Source organism: Proteus penneri (assembly GCF_022369495.1).
Lineage (GTDB): Bacteria > Pseudomonadota > Gammaproteobacteria > Enterobacterales > Enterobacteriaceae > Proteus > Proteus penneri.
In genome coordinates, this window is record NZ_CP059690.1 from 3,746,180 (window position 1) to 3,769,494 (window position 23,315).

General features: G+C 39.4%; 20 protein-coding genes. 12 read left to right on the plus strand and 8 right to left on the minus strand.

Going from position 1 to position 23,315, the window contains the following annotated elements; genetic code table 11:
* Window positions 1-4: 4 nt before the first annotated feature.
* The 3 genes from hemX to hemC are packed head-to-tail and all read right to left on the minus strand — an operon-like array spanning window position 5 to window position 2,969.
* Window positions 5-1,273 (minus strand): uroporphyrinogen-III C-methyltransferase, encoded by a 1,269-nt coding sequence (gene hemX / locus H1225_RS16975; protein ID WP_006535815.1) that lies wholly within the window; start codon window positions 1,271-1,273, stop codon window positions 5-7.
* Between the two features lie 20 nt (window positions 1,274-1,293).
* Window positions 1,294-2,031 carry a uroporphyrinogen-III synthase gene (gene hemD, locus H1225_RS16980; RefSeq protein WP_239739310.1) on the minus strand — a complete coding sequence of 246 codons (738 nt, stop codon included), beginning with the start codon at window positions 2,029-2,031 and terminating at the stop codon, window positions 1,294-1,296.
* Entirely contained in the window at window positions 2,028-2,969 is a 942-nt protein-coding gene (gene hemC / locus H1225_RS16985) for a hydroxymethylbilane synthase (protein ID WP_072064601.1), read from the minus strand. The genes hemD and hemC overlap by 4 nt, the downstream gene beginning before the upstream one ends.
* A gap of 998 nt (window positions 2,970-3,967) precedes the next feature.
* Between hemC and H1225_RS16990 the strand changes: the two genes are divergently transcribed.
* Window positions 3,968-6,562: a class I adenylate cyclase gene (locus H1225_RS16990; RefSeq protein ID WP_161724485.1), complete on the plus strand. Its 2,595-nt coding sequence runs from the start codon at window positions 3,968-3,970 to the stop codon at window positions 6,560-6,562.
* A 70-nt stretch (window positions 6,563-6,632) separates the two neighbouring features.
* Here H1225_RS16990 and cyaY read toward each other — a convergent pair whose 3' ends face one another.
* Window positions 6,633-6,950 carry an iron donor protein CyaY gene (gene cyaY, locus H1225_RS16995; protein WP_109399691.1) on the minus strand — a complete coding sequence of 106 codons (318 nt, stop codon included), beginning with the start codon at window positions 6,948-6,950 and terminating at the stop codon, window positions 6,633-6,635.
* Between the two features lie 79 nt (window positions 6,951-7,029).
* Here cyaY and lptM point away from each other — a divergent pair, with 79 nt between their 5' ends.
* The 7 genes from lptM (at window position 7,030) to H1225_RS17030 (ending at window position 13,275) form a co-directional block, all read left to right on the plus strand.
* On the plus strand, window positions 7,030-7,197 hold the full coding sequence (gene lptM, locus H1225_RS17000; RefSeq protein ID WP_006535806.1) for an LPS translocon maturation chaperone LptM: 168 nt from the start codon (window positions 7,030-7,032) through the stop codon (window positions 7,195-7,197).
* A gap of 41 nt (window positions 7,198-7,238) precedes the next feature.
* Complete coding sequence (gene dapF / locus H1225_RS17005; protein ID WP_072064597.1) at window positions 7,239-8,063, plus strand: diaminopimelate epimerase; 825 nt, start codon at window positions 7,239-7,241, stop codon at window positions 8,061-8,063.
* A gap of 25 nt (window positions 8,064-8,088) precedes the next feature.
* On the plus strand, window positions 8,089-8,799 hold the full coding sequence (locus tag H1225_RS17010; RefSeq protein ID WP_072064596.1) for a DUF484 domain-containing protein: 711 nt from the start codon (window positions 8,089-8,091) through the stop codon (window positions 8,797-8,799).
* On the plus strand, window positions 8,796-9,719 hold the full coding sequence (xerC, locus tag H1225_RS17015) for a tyrosine recombinase XerC (RefSeq protein ID WP_109847970.1): 924 nt from the start codon (window positions 8,796-8,798) through the stop codon (window positions 9,717-9,719). Before H1225_RS17010 ends, xerC begins: the two co-directional genes overlap by 4 nt.
* Window positions 9,719-10,435 carry a 5-amino-6-(5-phospho-D-ribitylamino)uracil phosphatase YigB gene (gene yigB, locus H1225_RS17020; protein WP_109847969.1) on the plus strand — a complete coding sequence of 239 codons (717 nt, stop codon included), beginning with the start codon at window positions 9,719-9,721 and terminating at the stop codon, window positions 10,433-10,435. Before xerC ends, yigB begins: the two co-directional genes overlap by 1 nt.
* Before the next feature lie 144 nt (window positions 10,436-10,579).
* The gene (uvrD, locus tag H1225_RS17025; protein ID WP_072064593.1) at window positions 10,580-12,733 is read left to right on the plus strand and encodes a DNA helicase II; all 2,154 of its coding nucleotides are present in this window, start codon (window positions 10,580-10,582) and stop codon (window positions 12,731-12,733) included.
* 146 nt (window positions 12,734-12,879) lie between these two features.
* Window positions 12,880-13,275 (plus strand): hypothetical protein, encoded by a 396-nt coding sequence (locus H1225_RS17030; RefSeq protein WP_115065032.1) that lies wholly within the window; start codon window positions 12,880-12,882, stop codon window positions 13,273-13,275.
* Between the two features lie 11 nt (window positions 13,276-13,286).
* Here H1225_RS17030 and rarD read toward each other — a convergent pair whose 3' ends face one another.
* A complete protein-coding gene (gene rarD, locus H1225_RS17035; protein WP_109399686.1) occupies window positions 13,287-14,180 on the minus strand; it encodes an EamA family transporter RarD in 894 nt (297 codons plus the stop codon).
* 145 nt (window positions 14,181-14,325) lie between these two features.
* On the minus strand, window positions 14,326-14,793 hold the full coding sequence (locus H1225_RS17040; protein WP_006535792.1) for a thioesterase family protein: 468 nt from the start codon (window positions 14,791-14,793) through the stop codon (window positions 14,326-14,328).
* Between the two features lie 232 nt (window positions 14,794-15,025).
* Here H1225_RS17040 and pldA point away from each other — a divergent pair, with 232 nt between their 5' ends.
* The 4 genes from pldA to yigL all read left to right on the plus strand — a co-directional run bounded on the left by pldA (window position 15,026) and on the right by yigL (window position 19,681).
* A complete protein-coding gene (gene pldA / locus H1225_RS17045) occupies window positions 15,026-15,901 on the plus strand; it encodes a phospholipase A (RefSeq protein WP_006535791.1) in 876 nt (291 codons plus the stop codon).
* 114 nt (window positions 15,902-16,015) lie between these two features.
* A complete protein-coding gene (recQ, locus tag H1225_RS17050; RefSeq protein WP_109399684.1) occupies window positions 16,016-17,845 on the plus strand; it encodes an ATP-dependent DNA helicase RecQ in 1,830 nt (609 codons plus the stop codon).
* 18 nt (window positions 17,846-17,863) lie between these two features.
* Complete coding sequence (pldB, locus tag H1225_RS17055) at window positions 17,864-18,868, plus strand: lysophospholipase L2 (RefSeq protein ID WP_109847967.1); 1,005 nt, start codon at window positions 17,864-17,866, stop codon at window positions 18,866-18,868.
* Window positions 18,869-18,880: 12 nt separating this feature from the next.
* Window positions 18,881-19,681, plus strand: coding sequence for a sugar/pyridoxal phosphate phosphatase YigL (gene yigL / locus H1225_RS17060; RefSeq protein ID WP_006535787.1), 801 nt, complete (start codon window positions 18,881-18,883; stop codon window positions 19,679-19,681).
* A 70-nt stretch (window positions 19,682-19,751) separates the two neighbouring features.
* Here the strand turns inward: yigL and H1225_RS17065 are convergent, their stop codons facing one another.
* Window positions 19,752-20,774, minus strand: coding sequence for a fimbrial protein (locus tag H1225_RS17065; RefSeq protein WP_006535786.1), 1,023 nt, complete (start codon window positions 20,772-20,774; stop codon window positions 19,752-19,754).
* Window positions 20,775-20,783: 9 nt separating this feature from the next.
* Entirely contained in the window at window positions 20,784-23,309 is a 2,526-nt protein-coding gene (locus H1225_RS17070; RefSeq protein ID WP_161729719.1) for a fimbria/pilus outer membrane usher protein, read from the minus strand.
* Between the last annotated feature and the right edge of the window lie 6 nt (window positions 23,310-23,315).

Consider the following 23,315-nt stretch of genomic DNA (forward strand, 5'->3'; position numbering starts at 1 on the left):
AAGCCTATTCTCCTCGAGGTGTTACTGGTGCATCAACTGCTGTGCTATCAGCTGCAGCATCTTGTGCGCTTTCTGATGCGTTATGTTCAGCTTCTACAGCTTGGGCATCTTGGGCTTCAACAGCTTGTGTTTCAGCAATTTGTGGCTCTGCATACTCATTTTGTGCCAGTAAATTGCGGATTTGCTTTTCTACTCGTTTTTCTAGCAAGGTCGGGCTCTTCAATTCTGATGGTATTGCAAGCGTAATAGGTTGTTTCTCTAAATCAGATACCGTATCTAAAAATGCGGTTGTACTTGGATCAGAGGTATCAAAATAAGCACGAACCCATGTGGATACTGCCTCAAGCGATTGCTGGTAGATCTCAGTTTGATGGCGAGGAACAGCCTGGGAAGCAATTAATAAACGTGAACGAATATTCTCACGTAAATAGATATCTTGGTTTGGCGCTAATAAAGGAACGGCTGCGGTATCACGGCGACGAATAGTAATAAAATCATCCATAAAGCTTTTCCAGCTTTTGCTGAGATTCTGTTTCCAATCAGAAAGTGAACCTGAAATGGTTTCGTCGTTTTTATCCATTGGTGAGCCATTACGCTCCAAACCCGCTAAGCGGAGATTATCAATCTGATTCGCTAACTGGTTTAATTGTAAGATGGTGCCATCATTATCGATTTTAGTGAGAGCAGCTAAACTGCTGATGTCTTCATTAATAGCACGGCGGATCTCAAGTAAGCTCGGATCATTCATTTCCGCTAAGCTACTATCAGCACCTTTTAGTAGACTTACTGCGGTCACGACATCTTGATCATTCCACAACTTCCGACCTGCCATTTTCACCATAAAATCAGCTTGTGCTAATAGCCAACTTTTGACATCTGCATTAGAAATAGCGGCAAAGCGTGTTTGTAGATCTTGGATTTGGCGCTCTGTTGTTTGGCGCTCATTTTGTAACTTATCAATAGTCTGTTTTTGTGAGTTAAACATGCTATCAATATTGTCAAAGCGTTGTTGATAAGTGTTTTGGAGCTGTTGTAATTGGGTAAGCTCAGATTTGAGTGATTGATTTTCTACACTCAGCTTTGATGCTTGTTGATTGGTGTAATAGTAAAGGCCACCACCGATTGCCAAAATAACAAGAATAGCAACAGCACTTCCAATTAGGCCTGAGCGCTTGTTATTAACAGGTTTGACTTCCTGATAGCGGACATTCTCATCAGCTTTAACTGCATCTTTTGGCAAGTCATTATCATTTGTATTTTTCTGTTCCGTCATATCGGCGTCTCATTTAGGTTCTATATTAATGCATGAAATAAAGCATCATTATTGGCACTTTCAGCAACGGTGATAGTTTCCCACCCTAATGTTTTTGCTATTGTTGCTAATCGTTCACTGACCACAATTAAATGGCAGTTTAACAGCCATGCTTTTTTAGATTCAGCGACTAGATCAAACAGTTGTTGTAACATTTCACCGCTAGTGACAACAAGCATATCAACCTGTGCTTTTTCCCATTGAAGCGCAAATTCTTCAGGGGAATAATTAATAAATAGGCGTTGGTAACATTCGCATTCATCAACAATTGCGCCTCGTTGACTCAATGTTTTTGCGAGTAAGTCACGACCACCGTTACCTCTAAGCAGTAATATTCGCCTGTTTTTCACCTGATTAAGCGCAGAAAGGTTAAGAAGATCCTCACTGGTTTCTCCTTGCTCAGGGTAGCAAATTGGAAGACTACTTAAATGTTGGAAATCTTTCGCTGTGCTTTTACCTATTCCATAATAGGATAGCGTATCTGGCCATGATTGTTGTAATTGATTTAGCTGCCAGTTTGCGTATGACACCGCATTTTTGGAAAGTAAAAATACACAATCACCCGCCTTTAATCCTTTTAGTTTAGCATCTAATAAAGGGAGTTCACGACCTGCGGTGATCTCGATTAAAGGTGCTTGAAAAGCTGTTTTACCCGCATCAATTAAACGCTGGGTTAATGCTTTTCCTGCTGGGTTGGGGCGAGTAACTAAAATACTCATGCAGGTGTGCTACCTTGATACACTGCCGTTAAAATAGCTCTTGCACCTTTATCTAAAAGCTCTTCAGCTAATGAGATGCCCGCGGTTTCAGCGTTTTCAGGCGTCACTAAACGTTCACCTCGTAAAATAGTTTCACCATCAGGTGAACCGACTAAAGCCCGCAACCAAATTTTGTCATCTTGCCAAATAGCGTAGCTTCCAATTGGAACCTGGCAACCGCCTTCAAGGCGCGTATTCATTGCACGCTCTGCTTTAACACAAATTGCTGTTCGGGAATGATTGAGCGCATCTAATAGCTGGCGAGTTTCATTGTCATCTAAGCGACACTCAATTCCCACAGCGCCTTGTCCAACCGCGGGTAAAGATTGCTCAGCTGATAATGGCGTACGAATACGTTCATTAAGGCCTAGGCGTTTTAAGCCTGCAACAGCAAGAATAATAGCATCGTAATCGCCGTTATCTAATTTACTTAAGCGAGTGCCTACATTACCTCGTAAATCACGAATAATTAGATCAGGGCGTTGTGCTTTTAATTGACATTGGCGACGTAAACTTGATGTGCCTACAATACTACCCGCAGGAAGTTCTTCTAACGCATTATAATGATTAGAAACAAAGGCATCACGAGGATCTTCACGTTCACAAATAGTAACTAACCCTAAGCCTTCAGGGAAATCAATAGGAACATCTTTCATGGAGTGCACAGCAATATCTGCACGTGATTCAAGTAGAGCAAGTTCTAATTCTTTTACGAATAACCCTTTGCCACCCACTTTAGCTAAAGGTGTATCTAGGATGATGTCACCTTTAGTGACCATCGGTACTAATTCGACGACTAAACCTGGATGAGTAAGTTGCAGTTGTTCTTTCACATAAAGCGCCTGCCACATAGCGAGAGGACTTTGGCGGGTAGCAATACGGATGGTACTTTTTGACATAATAGTATTATCTCTTCCGAGCGATTAGCGATATTTTTGTTTAGAAATAAGCCATTGTTTTAACACTTTAAGGCCCAATTTTCCAGTTAAGGCGCTTTGTATCGTAATAACAATGAAAGAAATGAGGTCATCATCGAAAAAGAAAAAAAGAAAAAGGAAATAAAAAATAAGTAATTTATTAATGGATACTATTGGGTTTAGTTATTTTTAGAATTTTATTCTTTTTATATCTATATTAAAAGTGTGGTTATTAACAAAATTAAAACATTAGATTATGTTTGTTAACAAGCTATAAGCAAGAAGAGATATAAATATTATGTTTTATCTGAACATATTGATAAAACGGCTATTATTGTAAATATGCTTATCTTTCTTATTATTTTTTTAATATATAAAAACACGATAAATTTTAACAAAATTATTATTAAATAAAAGAAAGAGAAATAATAAAAATAGAGAAAATAATTTAGTCTTAATTTAAATAAATAATTAATAAAAATTAAATATTATTTTAAATATTATTATCGCAATATTAAAAATAGAATTATTATTTTAAGTATAAAAATGAAAAACAATCAAAAAATATAAATAATTCATTATTATCAATCAGTTGTTTCTATTTCCGATTTTTTATCGCTTTTTGATGTTTTGTCAAAATTTATTTTCAGTTTCATCATTAAGTAAACAGGGATTTTTATAGGCTAAAGAGAGGATTGAGCGATTTTTTTTATCATTTTTTATGTAAGTAAAGTGATTTATCTTCATGATTTTAAGGGCGTTTATTCGATAGCTTTACACGATTAAGCGTTTAAATATCACTTTTAGATCTTGGTGCTATATTTTGAGATCCTCTTTACGCCTTGCGTTCAAGGTGTTAAATTGATCACGTTTCCGAGATTTTGTTAGTAAAGTTTTATCTATTAATATTACTTAACTCAACCTTGGTGACTTATAAACTCAGATTCTACTATCTTCTTAGTATTGTTCAGGCGAAACTCTTGTATCTTTATATTGAAACACTGAAGCAACGGCTGGATGCGATTAATCAACTCAGACTGGAACGAGCATTTGCATCGATGTGTGATGTTTTTAAACAGGTCTATGGTTTAATTCCTGTTTTATTGCATTACCACCATCCTGAGTTGCCCGGCTACATACAAGGAAATGTTCCTCACGGCACATGTTTCTTTGAACCTGATGACATGCAACGTCAATGGGCCAATAAGCTGATTAACGCATTATGTGATGAGCCAATGGAAGGGTACGCCAGCGGAGAGTTGCCAATTACAGGCATCTACTCGATGGGTAGCACTTCTTCTATTGGGCAAAGTCACTGCTCTGATATTGATATTTGGGTCTGCCATCAATCATGGCTGGATCAGGATGAGCGTGCGCTTTTACAACGTAAGTGCCAACTGATTGAACAGTGGGCTGGTGAGCTAGGCATTGACGTTACATTTTTCTTAATCGATGAAAATAGATTTCGCCATCATGCAAGCGGTAGCTTAGGTGGGGAAGATTGTGGTTCTACTCAACATATTCTTTTACTTGACGAATTTTACCGTACAGCGGTACGTCTTGCAGGTAAACGCTTGCTATGGACGATGGTGCCAGTAGAAGAAGAACACCATTATGATGAATATGTTAACTCCCTTTATGCTCAGGGCGTATTAACACCTAATGAGTGGTTAGATTTGGGGGGGTTAGGTGAACTTTCAGCCGAAGAGTATTTCGGCGCAAGTTTATGGCAGCTTTATAAAAGCGTTGATTCACCATATAAAGCGGTATTAAAAAGTATTTTATTAGAAGCTTATTCAGCGGACTATCCTAATGGAAAACTGCTAGCATTAGAGATGAAGCAACATCTACACCGTGGCGAAATCGTTAATTATGGTTTAGATGCTTATTGTATGATGCTTGAGCGTGTTACTCGTTATTTGGTTTCTATCAATGATTTAACCCGCCTTGATCTTATCCGTCGCTGTTTCTACCTTAAAGTGTGTGAAAAATTATCTAACGAAAAAACACAAAATGAATCCGAAGGTTGGAGACGACAAGTTTTATCGCAATTGGTCACTCAGTGGCAATGGGATAACGAACGGTTAACGATACTCGATACCCGTGATAGCTGGAAAATCGAGCGAGTACGTGATGCGCACAACGAACTATTAGATACGATGATGCAAAGCTATCGTAATCTTATCCGTTTCGCGCGTCGCAATAATTTAAGTGTCAGTGCAAGTCCACAAGATATTGGTGTATTAACACGTAAACTTTATGCGGCATTTGAAGCATTGCCTGGTAAAGTGACACTGGTTAATCCGCAAATATCTCCTGATTTATCAGAGTCGCATTTAACCTTTATTTATGTACCACAAGGCCGAGCAAATCGTAGCGGTTGGTATTTATATAATCGTGCCCCTGATTTTGAAAATATCGTTGGACATCAACCATTAGAATATAACCGCTATTTAAATAAATTAGTGGCATGGTCTTACTTTAATGGGCTGTTAACGAAAGAGTCTCGAGTTTATATTCATCAAGGAGAATCTTCTTGTGATGAAATTAAACTACATGAATTAGTTAGGGATATGTCGAGCCATTTCCCGATTCGTTTACCTGCACCGACACCGAAAGCACTGTATAGCCCTTGTGAAATTAGACACCTTGCGATTATTGTCAATTTAGAAACTGACCCAACCGAAAGTTTTTCTGATCAAGTGGTTCACTTTGATTTTAGAAAATTAGATGTCTTTAGTTTTGGCGAAAAAGAGCAGTGTCTTATTGGTAGCATTGATTTGTTGTATCGTAACTCTTGGAATGAAGTAAGAACCCTTCATTTCAGTGGTACACAATCTATGTTGGAATCGTTAAAAACGATTTTAGGTAAAATGCACCAAGATGCGGCTCCACCTGCTTCTGTTGAAGTATTCTGTTATAGCCAACATTTGCGTGGTTTAATCCGTACTCGTGTTCAGCAGTTAGTTTCAGAATGTATTGAATTGCGGTTATCAACGAATCGTTTAGAGCCGGGGCGTTTTAAAGCTTTGCGTATTGCTGGGCAAACGTGGGGATTGTTCTTTGAACGCCTCAATGTGTCAGTACAAAAATTAGAAAATGCTATCGAGTTTTATGGTGCAATTTCATATAACAAGCTTCATGGGTTGCCGGTTAAATTAGATAAAGATGCTCGCTATTTACCTGCGGTGATTGATGGTTTTGCGTGTGAAGGGATTATCCAATTCTTCTTTGAAACCACAGAAGATAATAATGTCTTTAATATCTATATCTTAGATGAAGCAAATCGCGTCGAAATTTATTCCCATTGTGAAGGAAGTAAAGAAGAGTTAGTGAAAGATGTTAGCCGTTTCTACTCTTCCTCTCATGACCGATTTACATATGGCTCAAGCTTTATTAATTTTAACTTGCCACAATTTTATCAAATTGTGAAAGTGGAAGGCTTAACACAAGTGCTACCTTTTGCTGGCGGATCATTTGGTAAATTATCCGATCTAGGTAGTAAAGAAGCGCAACCTGAGATGAATGTTGTTGCCCATGGATTTACAGATTATAAAGCAGTGCAACACACTTAATTGAGTATGAGTCAATAAAAACACAAATGGGAGCTTTGATAGCTCCCATTATTGTAATTAACCGCGCTTCTTAGAAAGAAAACGCTTCCCCACTTTGTTCTGTTATTGCTTGTGCTAGCATGGTTAAAAATTCACCACCACTTCTATCACAAATCCATTGCTCATCTTTCCAATCAAAGTGATAACCACCAGAACGTGTTGCTAACCAAATTTGATGAAACGCTTCCTGACGATTAATAATAATTTTGCTATTATTTTCAAAGGTTAATGTCATTACACCGCCATTGATTTCACAATCAATATCTGCGTCACCTTCATAATTATCAATAGTTTGTTCTATTTCTGACAAGAGTTCGTCAGCTAATTGGTGAAATTCACTGTCGTTCATCTTCATTTCCTATTTGCTTTTCGAGATCTAACTGCGATTATAGAGGATATTAACCAAATAAATGACAGGCAGATTTCGAATGAAAACGTATTTACGTTGCACTCTTGCTATAATAACACTGATTTCTCTTTCTGGTTGTGGCTTGAAAGGCCCTCTTTATTTCCCACCTGAAGATACTCAGGCAAAAATGACACAGTCACCCCAGCCAACCCAGCAAGTTGAGAGCGCCTCAACTCAGACCAATTAGTCAATTTTAGAAACGGTAATTTCGTTTCAGGCAGGGGCAAGATGCAATTTTCAAAAATGCATGGTCTTGGTAACGACTTTATGGTGGTCGATGCTGTGACTCAAAATGTTTATTTTTCACCAGAATTAATATGTCGATTAGCGAATCGCCATACTGGTGTTGGGTTTGATCAATTATTGGTGGTTGAAGCACCTTATGATCCTGAACTCGATTTCCATTATCGCATTTTTAATGCGGATGGAAGTGAGGTTGCGCAGTGTGGTAATGGCGCTCGTTGCTTTGCTCGATTTGTGAGATTAAAAGGTCTTACAAACAAAAGAGAGATAAAAGTCAGTACACAGTCTGGCAGAATGACCTTGCAAGTTATGGATAATGACGATGTGTGCGTCAATATGGGGGAGCCCGAATTTGAACCTCAAAAAATCCCTTTCCGTGCACAAAAGGCAGAAAAGACCTATATTATCAGGGCAATGGAACGCACTGTATTATGTGGTGTAGTTTCAATGGGAAATCCCCATTGCGTCATTCAGGTCGAAGACATTAAAACAGCCGAAGTTGAGTTGTTAGGACCTGTGTTAGAGCAACATGAACGTTTTCCTGAACGTGCTAATATTGGTTTTATGCAGATTGTAGACAGAAACAACCTTCATTTACGGGTATTTGAACGAGGTGCGGGCGAAACGAATGCCTGTGGTAGCGGAGCTTGTGCTGCTGTTGCTATCGGTATTTCACAAGGTTTATTAGATAAACGAGTGAAAGTGACTTTACCCGGTGGTGTACTGCTAATTGAATGGAAAGGAGAGGGTAACTCTCTTTATATGACTGGGCCAGCGACACATATTTATGATGGGATCATCCAGCTATAATATTATTTTTTGAGAGGCTATCTGTATGACGGATAAAAATGAGCAGTTTTGTTGCCCTGAAACAAACGAACTTAATGATCAACAAGTGATCCGTTACCTTAGGGAGCATCCTGGTTTTTTTATCCGTAATGCAAGCTATATCGAGCAAATGAAAGTTCCTCATCCCGTCAGAGGAACTGTTTCTTTAGTTGAATGGATAATGTCGCGTCAACGAAACCGTATCCATTATCTTGAAGAAGATATGCGTTTGTTGATAGAACAAGCCTCGGAAAATGAAGCACTGTTTAGCCAACTCTTATTATTAATTTCTGAACTATCCAACAGTGCTTCTCTTCACGAAATGCTAGAGCGCTTAAACCTTTGGGCAAAAGGATTAGGGCTTTATTCAGTTCAATTACGCCTATTTACTGATCGCTGGCAATTGCAGCCACCTTTAGATGCACAAGATCTCCCATTATCTCGTCAAGCATTTGAACATTTTCGCATTCAACGTATGGGTGATGATAATCACTATTTAGGCCCATTAAATGGGCAAGAGATAATGTTATTGATGCCGAATGTACGACGTTCTGGTTCCGTTGCGCTTTCATTGTTAGGGCATTATGGTGATTTGGGGGTGATTATTTTTAATAGCCGAGATAACCAACATTTTCAGGAAGGGATGGGAACAGTAATGCTGGATAAGCTAGCCCATATTTTACCCGAATTATTACTTCGTTGGATTGCAAGGCAATGAATCAACCAATAGATATTCCAGAAACACTCTCCACCGCTATCGAGCAATTCCTGCGTTATATTCAAGTTGAACGTCGATTAAGCCCTGTCACAGTAGAAAATTATCATCGCCAACTGATGGCATTAGCACAAATGATGGTGGCGATGAAAATCACACAATGGATATCACTCGAAAGCCAACATGTACGCATGTTATTAGCAAAAAGCAATCGTAGCGGGTTACAACCGACTAGTCTTGCTTTGCGCTTTTCGGCGTTACGTAGTTTTCTTGATTGGCAAGTGGCACAAGGAATGTTAGAGGTTAATCCAGCAAAAGGTATTCGAACGCCTAAATCGGGTCGTCACCTTCCTAAAAATATGGATGTTGATGAAGTTAGCCAATTGATGAATATCGACCTAAAAGATCCGCTTTCTGTTAGAGATAGAACCATGTTGGAAGTGATGTATGGTGCAGGATTACGTCTATCAGAATTGACTAACTTAAATATTAGCGATATCGACATGAATGAAGGCGAAGTTCGTGTTTTAGGTAAAGGGAGTAAAGAACGAAAAGTGCCGCTGGGAAGAAAAGCGCTAGAGTGGTTACAAAATTGGTTTCCGATACGAGAGCTCTATGCACCTGAAGATAAAGCTGTCTTTATCTCAACCCAAAGTGGTAAGCGTTTATCTGTGCGCAGTGTACAAAAACGGTTTGAACTTTGGGGGATTAAGCAAGGACTAAGTAGCCATGTGAACCCTCATAAATTGCGCCACTCATTTGCCACACATTTATTGGAATCCAGTGGTGATTTGCGTGCTGTACAAGAGTTATTAGGGCACGCCAATTTATCGACCACACAAGTTTATACCCACTTAGATTTTCAGCATTTAGCGAAAGTCTATGATGCTGCTCATCCGAGAGCTAAGAGAGAAAAATCATAATGCGCTTTTACAGAACTCTGACGCCAATCGCAGCGATGACTTTTGATTTAGATGATACGCTGTATGACAATGTGCCAGTGATGGATAAAACAGAAAAAGAGACGCTGGATTTTATTCGTCAATATGATTTGCGTTTTAATCATTTTACAGAACACGATGTGGATGCCTACAAAAAGCCACTTTTAGAAAATGATCCTGATATTTTTCATGATATTACGCAATGGCGTTGGCTTGCGGCTAGAAATATGTTGTTAGATTACGGTTACAGTGAAGCCAAAGCACAACAAGGTGCGGATGAAATTATGGCGCACTTTGCTTATTGGCGTAGCCGCATTAATGTACCTAATAATACTCATCATGTTCTCACCGAATTGGCACAGAAAATCCCATTAATTGCGATTACAAATGGTAATGCAAACCCATTAAGTTGTGGTTTAGGACAGTATTTTTCACATATTTTAAAAGCTGGCCCTGATGGTCGCTCTAAACCTTATCCTGATATGTTTGATAAAGCTGCCGCACTGTTAGATCTTCCACATGAGAAAATCCTACATGTGGGAGACCACCTTGTAACCGATGTCGAGGGAGCCGTTAGTAGTGGATTACAAGCGTGTTGGATTAACCTTGATAGCCGTAGTTTGTTTGAAGAAGGTGAAACCAGAGTAATGCCGCATATTGAAATTACAGATTTAAGCAAACTAATAGAATTAGTTTAATGTGATATGCGGTAAGAATGGCACAGATAAACGCGGTTAAGAAAGGCTTTATTTTGCATAGCACGTGAATTCCTGTTAGTTTGTTGCTTACTCTCTATTTCTGTATATATCCACAGTATTTTCTTCACTAAATGATTGGTAATTATGGACGTCTCATATCTGCTAGAAGGCCTTAACGATAAACAGCGCGAAGCGGTAGCCGCACCTCGCATTAATATGCTGGTGTTAGCTGGCGCAGGCAGTGGTAAAACACGGGTACTGGTACATCGTATCGCATGGTTATTATCTGTTGAACAAGCTTCTCCCTTTTCGATTATGGCTGTGACGTTTACCAATAAAGCCGCCGCAGAGATGCGACATCGTATTGAAGACTTAATTGGTACAAGTCAAGGCGGTATGTGGATCGGCACGTTCCATAGCCTTGCTCATCGTTTATTACGCGCACACTATCTTGATGCAAATTTGCCACAAGACTTTCAAATTATTGACAGTGACGATCAATATCGTCTTATTCGTCGCATTGTTAAATCGATGAACCTTGATGATAAACAATGGCCTGCACGACAAGGAATGTGGTACATCAACGGTAAAAAAGATGAAGGATTACGCCCTCAGCATATTCAAACCTATGGTAATCCTGTTGAAACAACATGGTTGAAAGTGTATCAAGCATATCAAGAAGCTTGCGATCGTGCGGGGCTGGTGGACTTTGCAGAGCTTTTATTACGTGCTCATGAGCTTTGGTTGAATAAGCCGCAAATTTTAGAACATTACCAAAATCGCTTTACTAATATCTTGGTTGATGAGTTTCAAGATACTAACCGTATTCAATATGCATGGATTAGAATGCTGGCGGGTCAAACGGGTAAAGTGATGATTGTCGGCGACGACGACCAATCCATTTATGGTTGGCGTGGTGCACAGGTTGAGAATATTCAAAACTTCTTAAATGAATTCCCCGGCGCAGAGACTATCCGATTAGAGCAAAATTATCGTTCTACCAGCAATATTCTAAAAGCCGCGAATGCACTCATTGCTAATAACAGTGACAGATTAGGTAAAAATCTGTGGACTGAAGGTGCAGAAGGTGAGCCTATTTCGCTGTATTGTGCTTTTAATGATTTAGATGAAGCGCGTTATGTAGTTGGTCGAATTAAACGCTGGCAAGAAGAAGGCGGTGCACTGACAGATTGTGCCATTCTTTATCGCAGTAATGCCCAATCTCGTATAATGGAAGAAGCATTATTACAAGCAGCGATGCCATATCGTATCTATGGCGGTCAGCGTTTCTTCGAGCGCCAAGAAATCAAAGATGCACTCTCTTATATGCGATTAACGGCGAATCGCCATGATGATGCTTCTTTCGAGCGTGTTGTGAATACACCAACACGGGGGATTGGTGATAGAACATTAGATATTGTTCGCCAAGTTGCAAGAGATAACCAAATTACCTTATGGGAAAGCGCATTACAGGTTATCGAACATAAAATGCTAGCAGGGCGAGCAACCGCTGCAATCCAACGGTTTTTAGAACTGATCGAAACACTTGCTTCTGAAACGGCAGATATGCCATTACATGTGCAAACAGACCGAATTATTCGTGATTCAGGTTTAAAAGCGATGTATGAGCAAGAAAAAGGTGAAAAAGCACAAGCTCGTATTGAAAACTTAGAAGAGCTGGTTACTGCGACTCGCCAATTTAGTTATCAAGATGAAGACGAAGATTTGATGCCACTGCAAGCGTTTCTTTCTCATGCTGCATTAGAATCAGGCGAAAGCCAAGCTGATGCATATCAAGATGCTGTGCAGTTAATGACACTTCATTCGGCTAAAGGGCTCGAATTTTCACAAGTCTTTATTGTGGGTGTAGAAGAAGGTATGTTCCCAAGTCAGATGTCGCTAGATGAAGGTGGGCGTTTAGAAGAAGAGCGTCGTTTGGCTTATGTGGGTGTCACGCGAGCAATGAAAAAGTTAACGCTTACTTACGCTGAAAACCGCCGTCTATATGGAAAAGAAGTCAGTCATCGGCCATCTCGCTTTATTGGTGAGTTACCTAAAGAGTGTGTTGAAGAAGTTCGTTTACGTGCGACGGTTTCACGTCCTGTCAATCATAGCCGTTTAGGCACTCCGATTAGCAATGATACCGGTTATTCGCTTGGGCAACGTGTGAAGCACCCTAAATTTGGTGATGGCACCATTATCAATATTGAAGGTAGCGGTGAACATTGCCGATTACAAATCGCCTTTAATGGTGAAGGTATTAAATGGCTGGTAGCTGCATTTGCTCGACTAGAGTAAGTTGTCATTTAAAGTGAGCAGTTACTATCTTAATATAAAAAACACCCTTACTTATCTATCAAATAAGTAAGGGTGTTTTTTTAAGGGATGTTCGATTTGATTACTTAATAATCTCGTTATCTATTCTTACTCAACGGGATTAATTGATGAAATTCTCTAGCGTATTCTTTTATACCTACTCTTTTGTTTCACCTTGCACGCGAACTTCTTCCGCCTCTTTTTCTAGTAATGAATTATTGATTGAAAATACTGAGGAAGTCCTGTGTGATACTTATCATCCCAGTGAACCTATCAATGAATTTGAAGAAGATTTGTATTGTAATTTATTGAGACATCAACGTGATTTTGTTCCTCGTGTTAATCTCTATTACAGCGTTGTGATTAACCATATTCAATGGGTTAATAATGCAATATCAACGTTATTTAGGTACTCAAATCGCTATGTAGAAGCGAAATCAAAGAGTGCGCATTCATTAAAGAAGAGTAAGCAGAAAAAACTCTCTTCCGCTTTTACACAAATTAGTAATTTAGCGGAAGAGTGAGTTTTAGGAGGTTAGCTACGTCTCAAACGGCGTTGTGTATAAAGTGCATCAAGTGTAAAGAGGATCAGTGCAACCCAAATAAAACCAAAGGTCACTAATCTTTCTGCATCAATTTGCTCGCCATATACCATTGTGGCAAGAATAAACATCAAGGTGGGGCCAATATATTGGAAAAAGCCCAAAGTTGATAAACGCAGATGATGTGCAGCTTCTGTAAAGAGTAGTAGCGGTACAGTTGTAATAATACCGGCTGCAATTAACAAGGTATTTAATGACCAACTATTTTCAAGCATATTGCTAGTCGGCGAATGTGTGAAAAATAAGATATAAACTAATGCAACAGGGAATAGCCATAATGTTTCTACCAGCATACCTGTTTGTGCATCGACACCCAATTTTTTACGCAGTAAGCCATAAAGGCCAAAAGTCACGGCAAGGCTTAATCCAATCACGGGCACTGAACCAAAGTGCCAGAGTTGAATAAATACACCAGTAAATGCCAAACCTACTGCTATCCATTGCATACGGCGGAACCGCTCGCTCAAGAAAAGCATGCCAAATAGTACGTTAACGAGTGGGTTAATAAAGTAGCCAAGGCTGGCTTCTAGCATATAACCGTGGTTAACCGCCCATATATAGGTAAGCCAGTTCGTTGCGATAATAATGGCAGTCAGTGCTAAAAGAAGAATTTTTTTAGGTTGACGTATTAATTGGCGCAAATAAGGCCAATGACGACTGATAGTCATTAAAATCAACATGAAAAAGAACGACCATAAAATGCGGTGCGTTAAGATCTCTTCTGCGGGCACTTCTTGAATGCTTTTAAAATAGACAGGGGCAATACCCCAGATCAAATAGGCGCCTAAGGCACATAAAACGCCTTTCATCGTGTTTTTCTGGCTCATGCTATCTCTGGAATTGATGGAAAGGAAAAATGTGACGGGGTTATCATACCCAATGACATTATTTAATGTGTCATTAGGCATGTATTTTTACAAGTAATTAATACTAATCTAAGCATTATCGCGCACAATGAATTTTAGCAAAGGCTTAACCTACAATATAAGTTGCTGTCCCACTCGCAATATGAATTTGTTTTTCATTATGTAATTCAACACGAGCAACAGACACTTTATTACCACTGCGTAAAATATGGCTACTTGCAGTAAAACATTCTCCACGTCCCGGTCTTAAATAATCAACACGTAAATCAATCGTGCCCATATTAGCGAGTTTTTGTTCGAGTTGCTCTTGGGATATTGGTGCTAAACGTGTTAATGCGTTACCGACACAAACTAATCCCGCGCTGACATCAAGTACAGAAGCAATAAGCCCACCATGTAAGATACGTTGAGCAATATTACCAACAAGTTTATCTTGATACCGAAATTGAATTTCAGCGTAGTCTTGCTCAAAACGAACTAGCTCTAAGCCAATTAATTGATTAAAGGGCATCTTATAAACAAAAACATGACCAATTAGTGTTTGAGCCTCTTCTAATGTTAACTGTTTTTCCATTTTTAGAACCTCTGATATCACATCATCAAGTTAATATTATGTTAATGATACATGACAAATTCGTAATTGCACATTCGTGCTATAAATATAATGATGTGAAAATATACGAGATTTAATGGCAATTACGTGTAAAATATGGACGCTAAAGTGCAATAAAGCACATATATAAGAACTAATTCTAAAGTAAGTACTAACTTCTATATTATTCAATAATGAAACAGGATAATTAACTATGCGTTACATCCGTTCTTTACTTGCGGTGGTTTTATTCTATCCAGCATGGGGATTTGCATCGGAAATTCAAGCATCATCATCTCCTGCACCGCTTGTTCAGGGCAGTATCATTTCTGGTTTATTACAAGAATACGATTCACCTTTTGTTCTTTATCCTTATGAATCCAATTATATTATTTACACTGACACCTCTGATATGAATAAAGAGGCTATTCAAAGTTATGATTGGGGTAATAAGGCTAAAAAAGATGAGGTGAAATTTCAGCTCAGTTTGGCCTTCCCTTTGTGGCGCGGTATTGCGGGTGAAAACTCTGTTTTAGCGGCATCTTATACTCAACGCTCTTGGTGGCAATTAAGTAATAAGAAAGAATCAGCCCCTTTCCGTGAAACAAACTATGAACCGCAACTTTTTCTAGGTTGGGCAACAGACTATAAATTTGCAGGTTGGACACTTCGTGAAATAGAAACAGGTTTTAATCACGAATCGAATGGTCGTTCTGATCCCACCTCTCGTAGCTGGAACCGCGCTTATGCGCGTTTTATGGCCCAAAAAGGCAATTTACAGCTTGATCTAAAACCGTGGTATCGCTTTAGTGAAAGTGCTCAACGTGATGATAATCCAGATATTAATCGCTATATGGGGTATTACCGTTTAAAAGTGGGCTATCGACTAGGCGAAAGTGTGATCACTGCGACTGGACGTTATAACTGGAACAGTGGTTATGGGGCAGCTGAATTAGGCTGGAGTTACCCAATCACTAAACATGTACGTTTTTATACCCAAGTATTTAGTGGTTATGGTGAATCGATGATTGACTATAATTTTCGCCAGACACGGGTCGGTGTGGGTGTGATGCTGAATGATATGCTGTAATTTTCCCCGTTCTGGGTTAGCATAGCGCTATAAATGATGATGGCACCTTCACATTGGTGCCTTTTCTTTTACTCCTCATCATAGTTTTTATCAGCAGCTTTTCAGAGGAACGGTGTGTCCACAGCAGAAGTTCTTAACTCAATGCCATCAGCACAGGCTATTTTGCGAGAAACCTTTGGGTATCAGCAATTTCGTCCTGGTCAGCAAGAAGTCATCCATACCATTACAACTGGGAGAGATTGTCTAGTTGTGATGCCGACAGGGGGTGGTAAATCTCTTTGTTATCAAATTCCCGCCTTATTGCTTGATGGGCTGACAGTGGTTGTTTCGCCACTCATCTCACTGATGAAAGATCAGGTTGATCAACTTTGCCTTCATGGTATTGAAGCGGCTTATTTAAATTCAACCCAAACGCGTGAAGAGCAGCTTGATGTTCAAATACGTTGTCAAAAGGGTGAAATAAAACTGCTGTATATTGCCCCTGAACGTTTAATGATGGAGAGTTTTCTTCATCAATTAGTGCAGTGGAAACCGGTATTACTGGCCGTTGATGAAGCGCACTGCATTTCACAATGGGGACATGATTTTCGTCCTGAATATCGCGGTATAGGATTATTAAGACAATATATTGCTGACGTTCCTATTATTGCACTGACGGCAACGGCCGATAATACAACACGTTACGATATTATTAATCAGCTAGTGTTGCGTGATCCCTTAATTCATATCAGCAGTTTCGATAGACCGAATATCCGCTACACTTTAGTAGAGAAATACAAACCACTCGATCAGCTTTGGCTATTTATTCGTGGCCAAAAAGGAAAATCAGGCATTATTTACTGTAATAGTCGCAGTAAAGTCGAAGAAACCGCAGAACGCCTGAGTAAACGAGGATTAAGTATTGCGGGTTATCATGCTGGAATGGAAATTGCACAACGTGCTAAAGTGCAAGAAGCTTTCCAACGTGATGATTTGCAAATTGTGGTTGCCACTGTTGCATTTGGTATGGGCATTAATAAACCCAATGTCCGATTTGTCGTTCACTTTGATATTCCGCGAAATATTGAATCTTATTACCAAGAAACAGGACGAGCAGGGCGAGATGGGTTGCCCGCGGAAGCGGTATTATTTTATGATCCTGCCGATATGGCGTGGTTGCGTCGTTGTTTAGATGAAAAGCCAGAAAGCGACCAAAAAGCGATTGAAATGCATAAGCTCAACGCAATGGGAGCATTTGCTGAAGCGCAAACATGCCGACGTTTAGTGTTACTAAATTACTTCGATGAGCATCGACAAAATGCTTGTGGTAACTGCGATATTTGTCTTGATCCCCCTAAGCAATATGATGGTTTAGTGGATGCACAAAAGGCATTGTCCTGTATTTATCGTACTGGTCAGCACTTTGGTATTGGTTATATTGTTGAAATTTTAAGAGGCGCGAATAATCAGCGTATTCGGGATTTGGGACACGATACATTACCTGTTTATGGTATTGGTAAAGCGCAAAGCCATGAACATTGGGTGAGTGTGATCCGCCAGCTTATTCATTTAGGTATGGTGACACAAAATATTGTCCATCGCTCTGCATTACAACTGACAGAAATGGCAAGACCCATCTTACGTGGTGAAGTGCCATTACAATTAGCCGTGCCTAGATTATTAAGCCCGACAAAAAGCCGTAATCAACAAACAAAAAATACCCATAGACAGTACGATAGAAAATTATTTGCGAAACTACGTAAATTGCGTAAGTCTATTGCTGATGAAGAAAACATTCCACCATTTGTCGTTTTTAATGATGTCACATTGATTGAAATGGCAGAACAATGCCCTGTTTATCCTGATGAGTTATTATTAATAAACGGTGTCGGACAACGAAAATTAGAACGATTTGGACCTGCTTTTATGACACTCATTCGTGACCATATTGAGGGCTTTGAATAACGCTAATAAGGAGAGTCAATGACAACCACTTTGTTTAAATATTCGTGGTTATCGCGTGAAAAGCAGTTTTCTGCATTTACGAACGGCGTCTTATTGGATTTTTGGGGGCAACGCGAAGAAGGTGAGTTTGTTGGTGTTGATGGCGCCAAAATTCGCTATGTTTATTGGCGTTCACCATCGCACAATAAAGCTCTAGTTATTGCTTCGGGCCGTAGTGAAAGCTATGTAAAGTACCCTGAAGTTGCATTCGATTTTTTTCACTCAGGCTATGATGTTTTTCTTCTCGATCATCGAGGACAAGGGCTTTCTGACAGACTGTTAGAAGATACGCAAAAAGGACATGTAGAGAAATTTAGTGATTATATCGATGATTTCTCGACGTTCGTCGATACGATAGTGCTGCCTTTTCAATACCCGCATTATTTTGCATTAGCTCACTCAATGGGAGGGGCAATCTTAGCGGGATATCTTCTAAAGCAAACTCATGTTTTTAAAGCTGCGGCATTAAGTGCGCCGATGTTTGGTATTAAATTACCCATACCTCGCTGGGTGGCTAATTTTTTAGTTAACCGAGCAGAACAGAATCAATCTGAAAGAAATAATTACGCGGTATCAACAGGTAAATGGTTTCCACTGCCATTTATCCTTAATGTGTTAACACATAGCCATGAGCGATATCGCCGATATTTACGTTATTATGCTGATTTTCCAGAACTGCGATTAGGTGGACCTACTTATCATTGGATGGGAGAGAGTCTAAAAATGGGAGATTGGTTAATTGAACATGCGGGAGAGATTAATACCCCTCTATTAGTGCTCGAAGCAGAGCTTGATAAGGTGGTAGATAATCAAGAGCTAAGGGCTTTCTGTGAACGTTATAGTCAGTCCAGAACAAGAGAAGAAAAACAAAAATTGCCACTGGTGATTGAGGGTGCGCATCATGAAATCTTGTTCGAAATAGATAAGCTACGCTCACAAGCATTAAATGAAATCTGTGAGTTTTATGATAAGCATTTATTTTAATCAGGAATGTGTATGTATTCGATAGTCGCTTCAGATCTTGATGGCACGTTGTTATCACCTAATCATGTCTTAACTCCCTATACGCAAGAAACCCTGCACCTACTTATTAATAAAGGGGTGCATTTTGTATTCGCAACAGGTCGTCATCATGTTGATGTTGCTCAAATTCGTGATGGATTAGGCATTAACGCTTATATGATAACCTCTAATGGTGCACGAGTGCATAACACGCATGGTGACCTTATTTTTAGCCAAGATCTTGAGCCTGAAATTGCTTATGACTTGGCTCTTATGGTTTTTGATCACCCTGAAATTGAAACTAATATTTATGCTAGTGACTATTGGTATGTTAATAAAGAGATGCCGGGGGCTTGTGAGTTTTTTCGAGAATCAGACTTTAGCTATGAGTTATATTGTAAAACAGGATTCCCGACCACCAATGTCTGTAAGGTCTTTTTCACCTCTGAGGATCATGAGCTATTACTGAAGCTAGAGAATGAAATTAATCAGCGCTGGGGTGATAAGGTCAATGTGAGTTTCTCACTGCGTAATTGTTTAGAAGTGATGGCTGGTGGTGTATCTAAAGGTGAGGCGCTAGAGAAAGTAGCTGAACTGATGCAACACTCTGCGAAAGATGCTATCGCGTTTGGCGACGGTATGAATGACAAAGAGATGCTCAAGATAGCGGGTAAAGGCTGCATTATGGAAAATGCCCATCAGGCATTAAAAGATCTGCTACCCAATATGGAAGTGATCGGTACTAACGCGGATGAAGCCGTTCCTCATTATTTACGTAAGTTATACCAAGTGTGATCCCTTCTAAAGAAAAAGGCGAAGAAGATGTGTTGTTCGCCTTTTTCTTTTTAAATCTGTCTACATTTCGTCAGTGATATTGCATCGTAAACTGTAATGTCCCATTGGCTTTGCCTGCGCTCGTTGTATCAGAGGTTTGGATATAGCCTGCCTCCAAAGGGATAGAATAACTCCCTGCACCGCTATTTTCTTCACTCACAGTAATGAGTTGTCCTAGCTTAATAGGCTGATTTTTATATTTAACTTGGATACCGTAACCCTTGGCAGTATTGCTGTCTGTTGGATTACTTAAACCAATGGTTCCAGCAGTTTGTTGATCATCAGCGACGCCCTCAAACCGAATTTTGATTGGTGAAACAGGATCACAACTCAAGTCGATATTAAAATTTTTAATACTTTCGGGGCTTACAGAGCCAACACCGTTAAAACTTGATTTAGGAACTGCACCGAGTGGGACATTAATGTTGTTATTCACCACATCACAACCACTTGAGATAATATTTAATGATGAGAGGTTAATTTTGGGTTCTACTTTCCCCACATAGTCACTAGTGATAAAGCCATTGTTGTAGATAATTAACATTGCCACCCATGAAGCAGGGATGGTTTGTGATTTTACATTATCTCGTAATTTATAAAGCTTCATTTCTAATGAAACAGAATAATTACCACTGGTAGCATAGGTTGAGCAAATAAGGCGATTACTGTAGTTACCATCAATATTTTGCTGACCATCGACATAAGCAGAGCCACTACAACTCCCGTTAATGGTGCCATGTAAGGTATAACCTACACCACTGCTGTTAAGTTCTTTGACATAAGCGCCATTCACTTTTGGGCTTGATGCATTTAAAGAGCCCGGTAAATAAATCCCAGGTCTTACTGCACTACCGGAGAGGTTCCACCATGTCCATGCGTTCATCGTTCCTAACGGAATAGTAGCGATTTCGGTTAAAATCGGCGCTGAACGTGAGACATAAATAGGAGCAGAATAGGTGACCGTTTTAGTGGTAAATTCAGCCCTAAATTCTGCAAATGTGGTTGATGTATACAAAATAGCAAACAGACAACCAAGAGTTATAGATTTATTCATTGTGATCACCTATCTGCATTCAAGTTGTAAAAATTGGATTTTTTCTAAGGCAAGATCCACATTTAACGTCGTTTGGCACTGTTCAACAGCACTGTTGCCCCATTTAGCTCGTAGCTGGCTGTGTTCGGGTACGCCATTTAAGAAAACCTCACCATCATTGGCCACAATTCCACTTGAAAGTACCTGATCGTCTTTATAAATTTCAACTTGAGTACCAAATGGCAGTGGTGTTCCGTTGTAGTGCAAGTTTGCAAGTACACGAGCGCCTTTTCTTGCTTTGAAATCGGCTAAGACAATTGCTCCTTTAGTTGGAATAACGGTTGTCGATGTTAATTCAACGTCGTTATTCCCCGTTAAAGAAGCCGGATCAACCGTCACTTTATTCCGTTCATAACGTGACACATTAGGAATAACAGCATAACCTTGAGCATTGGTATAAAGGCTTTGTGCGCTACTGACTTTTAAGTTATCAACGTCTTCTGCTTTAATTAAAATGGCAGAATCGTAAATAGTTCGCGAGGGCGTGATCCCACCTTGATGAACCAAAAGTGCACCTGTTGCCCCCCAATTCATTGATTGATAACGTTTGTCGTAACTGTAACCCGCACTGATTTCGCCCCCTGAAGCACTGTAGTTGCCATTAACAGAGCCACTGTATTCTTGACGAGAATGATTGTAGTTTTGTGAAATATCATATTGCAGGTTGTTATCTTCCAACTGAGTGCCACTTAAACTCACTGAGCTAATAGAATCACCTTGTTTACTGGTGTTATAGCGATAACTTAACCAGTTGTTATTCTGAGCAACATTAAACGGAAGACTAAAATTAATAGATAAAATCTGATCGGTTAACCCACTTTCTTGACGCTTGTTATAAGCATAAGAGACGCTATAACTTAAAGCTCGATAATTTGAGTTAAAACTCACATTCATATTGCGATCGACTCTGTCTTGATACCAATAATATTGTTGATAACCATTTAATGAGAGATAATCCATATCTCCTAAAGATTGTGATACGGATAACTGGAACTGTTTTTTCTTACGATAAAGATGAGAAAAACGTTCATTAGCTGCCGAGAAATCGTAATAATCTTTTGTTGAATAGCGATAAGAAGCCAGTGAAAAACCCGTTTTAGTATCAGGTAAATATTTAGAATATTGAACACGATAAGATTGCCCTTGGGCTTCATCGTTATTTATTAAGGTTGTTCTCGCGTGAGTTATATCCGCAGAAACGGCACCTAAATAGCCAAGATTAACTCCTGTACCTAACGCATAAGCTTGATAATCAGCAGAGATTAATGTGCCACCATAAATGGAGAGATTGTAAGGAAGTCCATAAATAGCTGAGGTTTGAAAGAAATTAGGTTTCCTCGCAGCCGTATCTGCATAATATTTACCAATATCTACGCTGTATTTTAAGCTACCCGCGCGTTGCATCATGGGAACAGCAGAAAAAGGTTGTGAAAAAGTACGGGTTGTTCCGTCGGCTTCTTCAATCGTAACTTGTAAATCACCGCTGTAAGAAGTGGGATATAAATCTGAAATAGCAAACTCACCCGGTGGAACGGAGGTCTGATAAATGATGCTGTTATTTTGTCGAATGGTGACAACGGCATTACTTTGCGCGATACCTCTGACGATAGGAGCAAATCCACGTTGGCTTTGTGGCAACATGCTTTCATCTGAAGCTAATTTAATACCACGATAAGGAATGCTCTCCAATACATCGTTATCAGAAGCCGTTTCACCGAGAGTTAAACGACTTTTTAAACGACGAATATCTCGCTCAACATAAGTCTGCAAGCTATTCCATTGAGATGAGTTATCACTATTTTTATTGTAGTTACTGTGGTTACGTAAACGCCAAGCGCCAACATTAACACCACTTCGTAATCCTAAGAAAATAGAGTTACTGTTGTTTTGGTCACGATACCAATATTGATTTTGACGATAAGTGTAATTTACAAAGGCGGCATTTATGCCATCGTTCCACTGTGCTGGTGGAATATAGCCTTGCCCATAATTGTATAAAGCAATTTGTGGTATAGAAAACGACAAACGTGCTCGTGAAAAATCATACTCATATTTTGCATTCGGAATAACGCTAGCAATATCGGTAACTGTTGATGTACTCGCTTGCTGGTTAAATTGCGAAGTCACAGACTCTTTTACTCCCCAATTTAATAAATCTTGTTTGGTGAGTTCAGGTGTCAGTACCTTTTTTTCTTCATCGAAAATAAAACGGACTTGGCGATTATCGATTAATTTATTATTGAGATAAATATCAACAGAGTAGACACCAGGAAGCTGTCCTCCCGCATAAGAAAAATAATCAAGGCTATTAATATCTGCGACTTGATTTTCTATTCCTAAGTTGAGTGCATCAGGGTTAAATTGCTCTTCAGCAATCACCTGATAAGGAAATAAAATAGAGGCTATTGCCATAGCTAGTACACAGTGGCGATAGAGATTATCAGCAGGAAATACCGATAATCGTTTTGTAGATAACGCGATGATGGATAAAGTCATAACTCT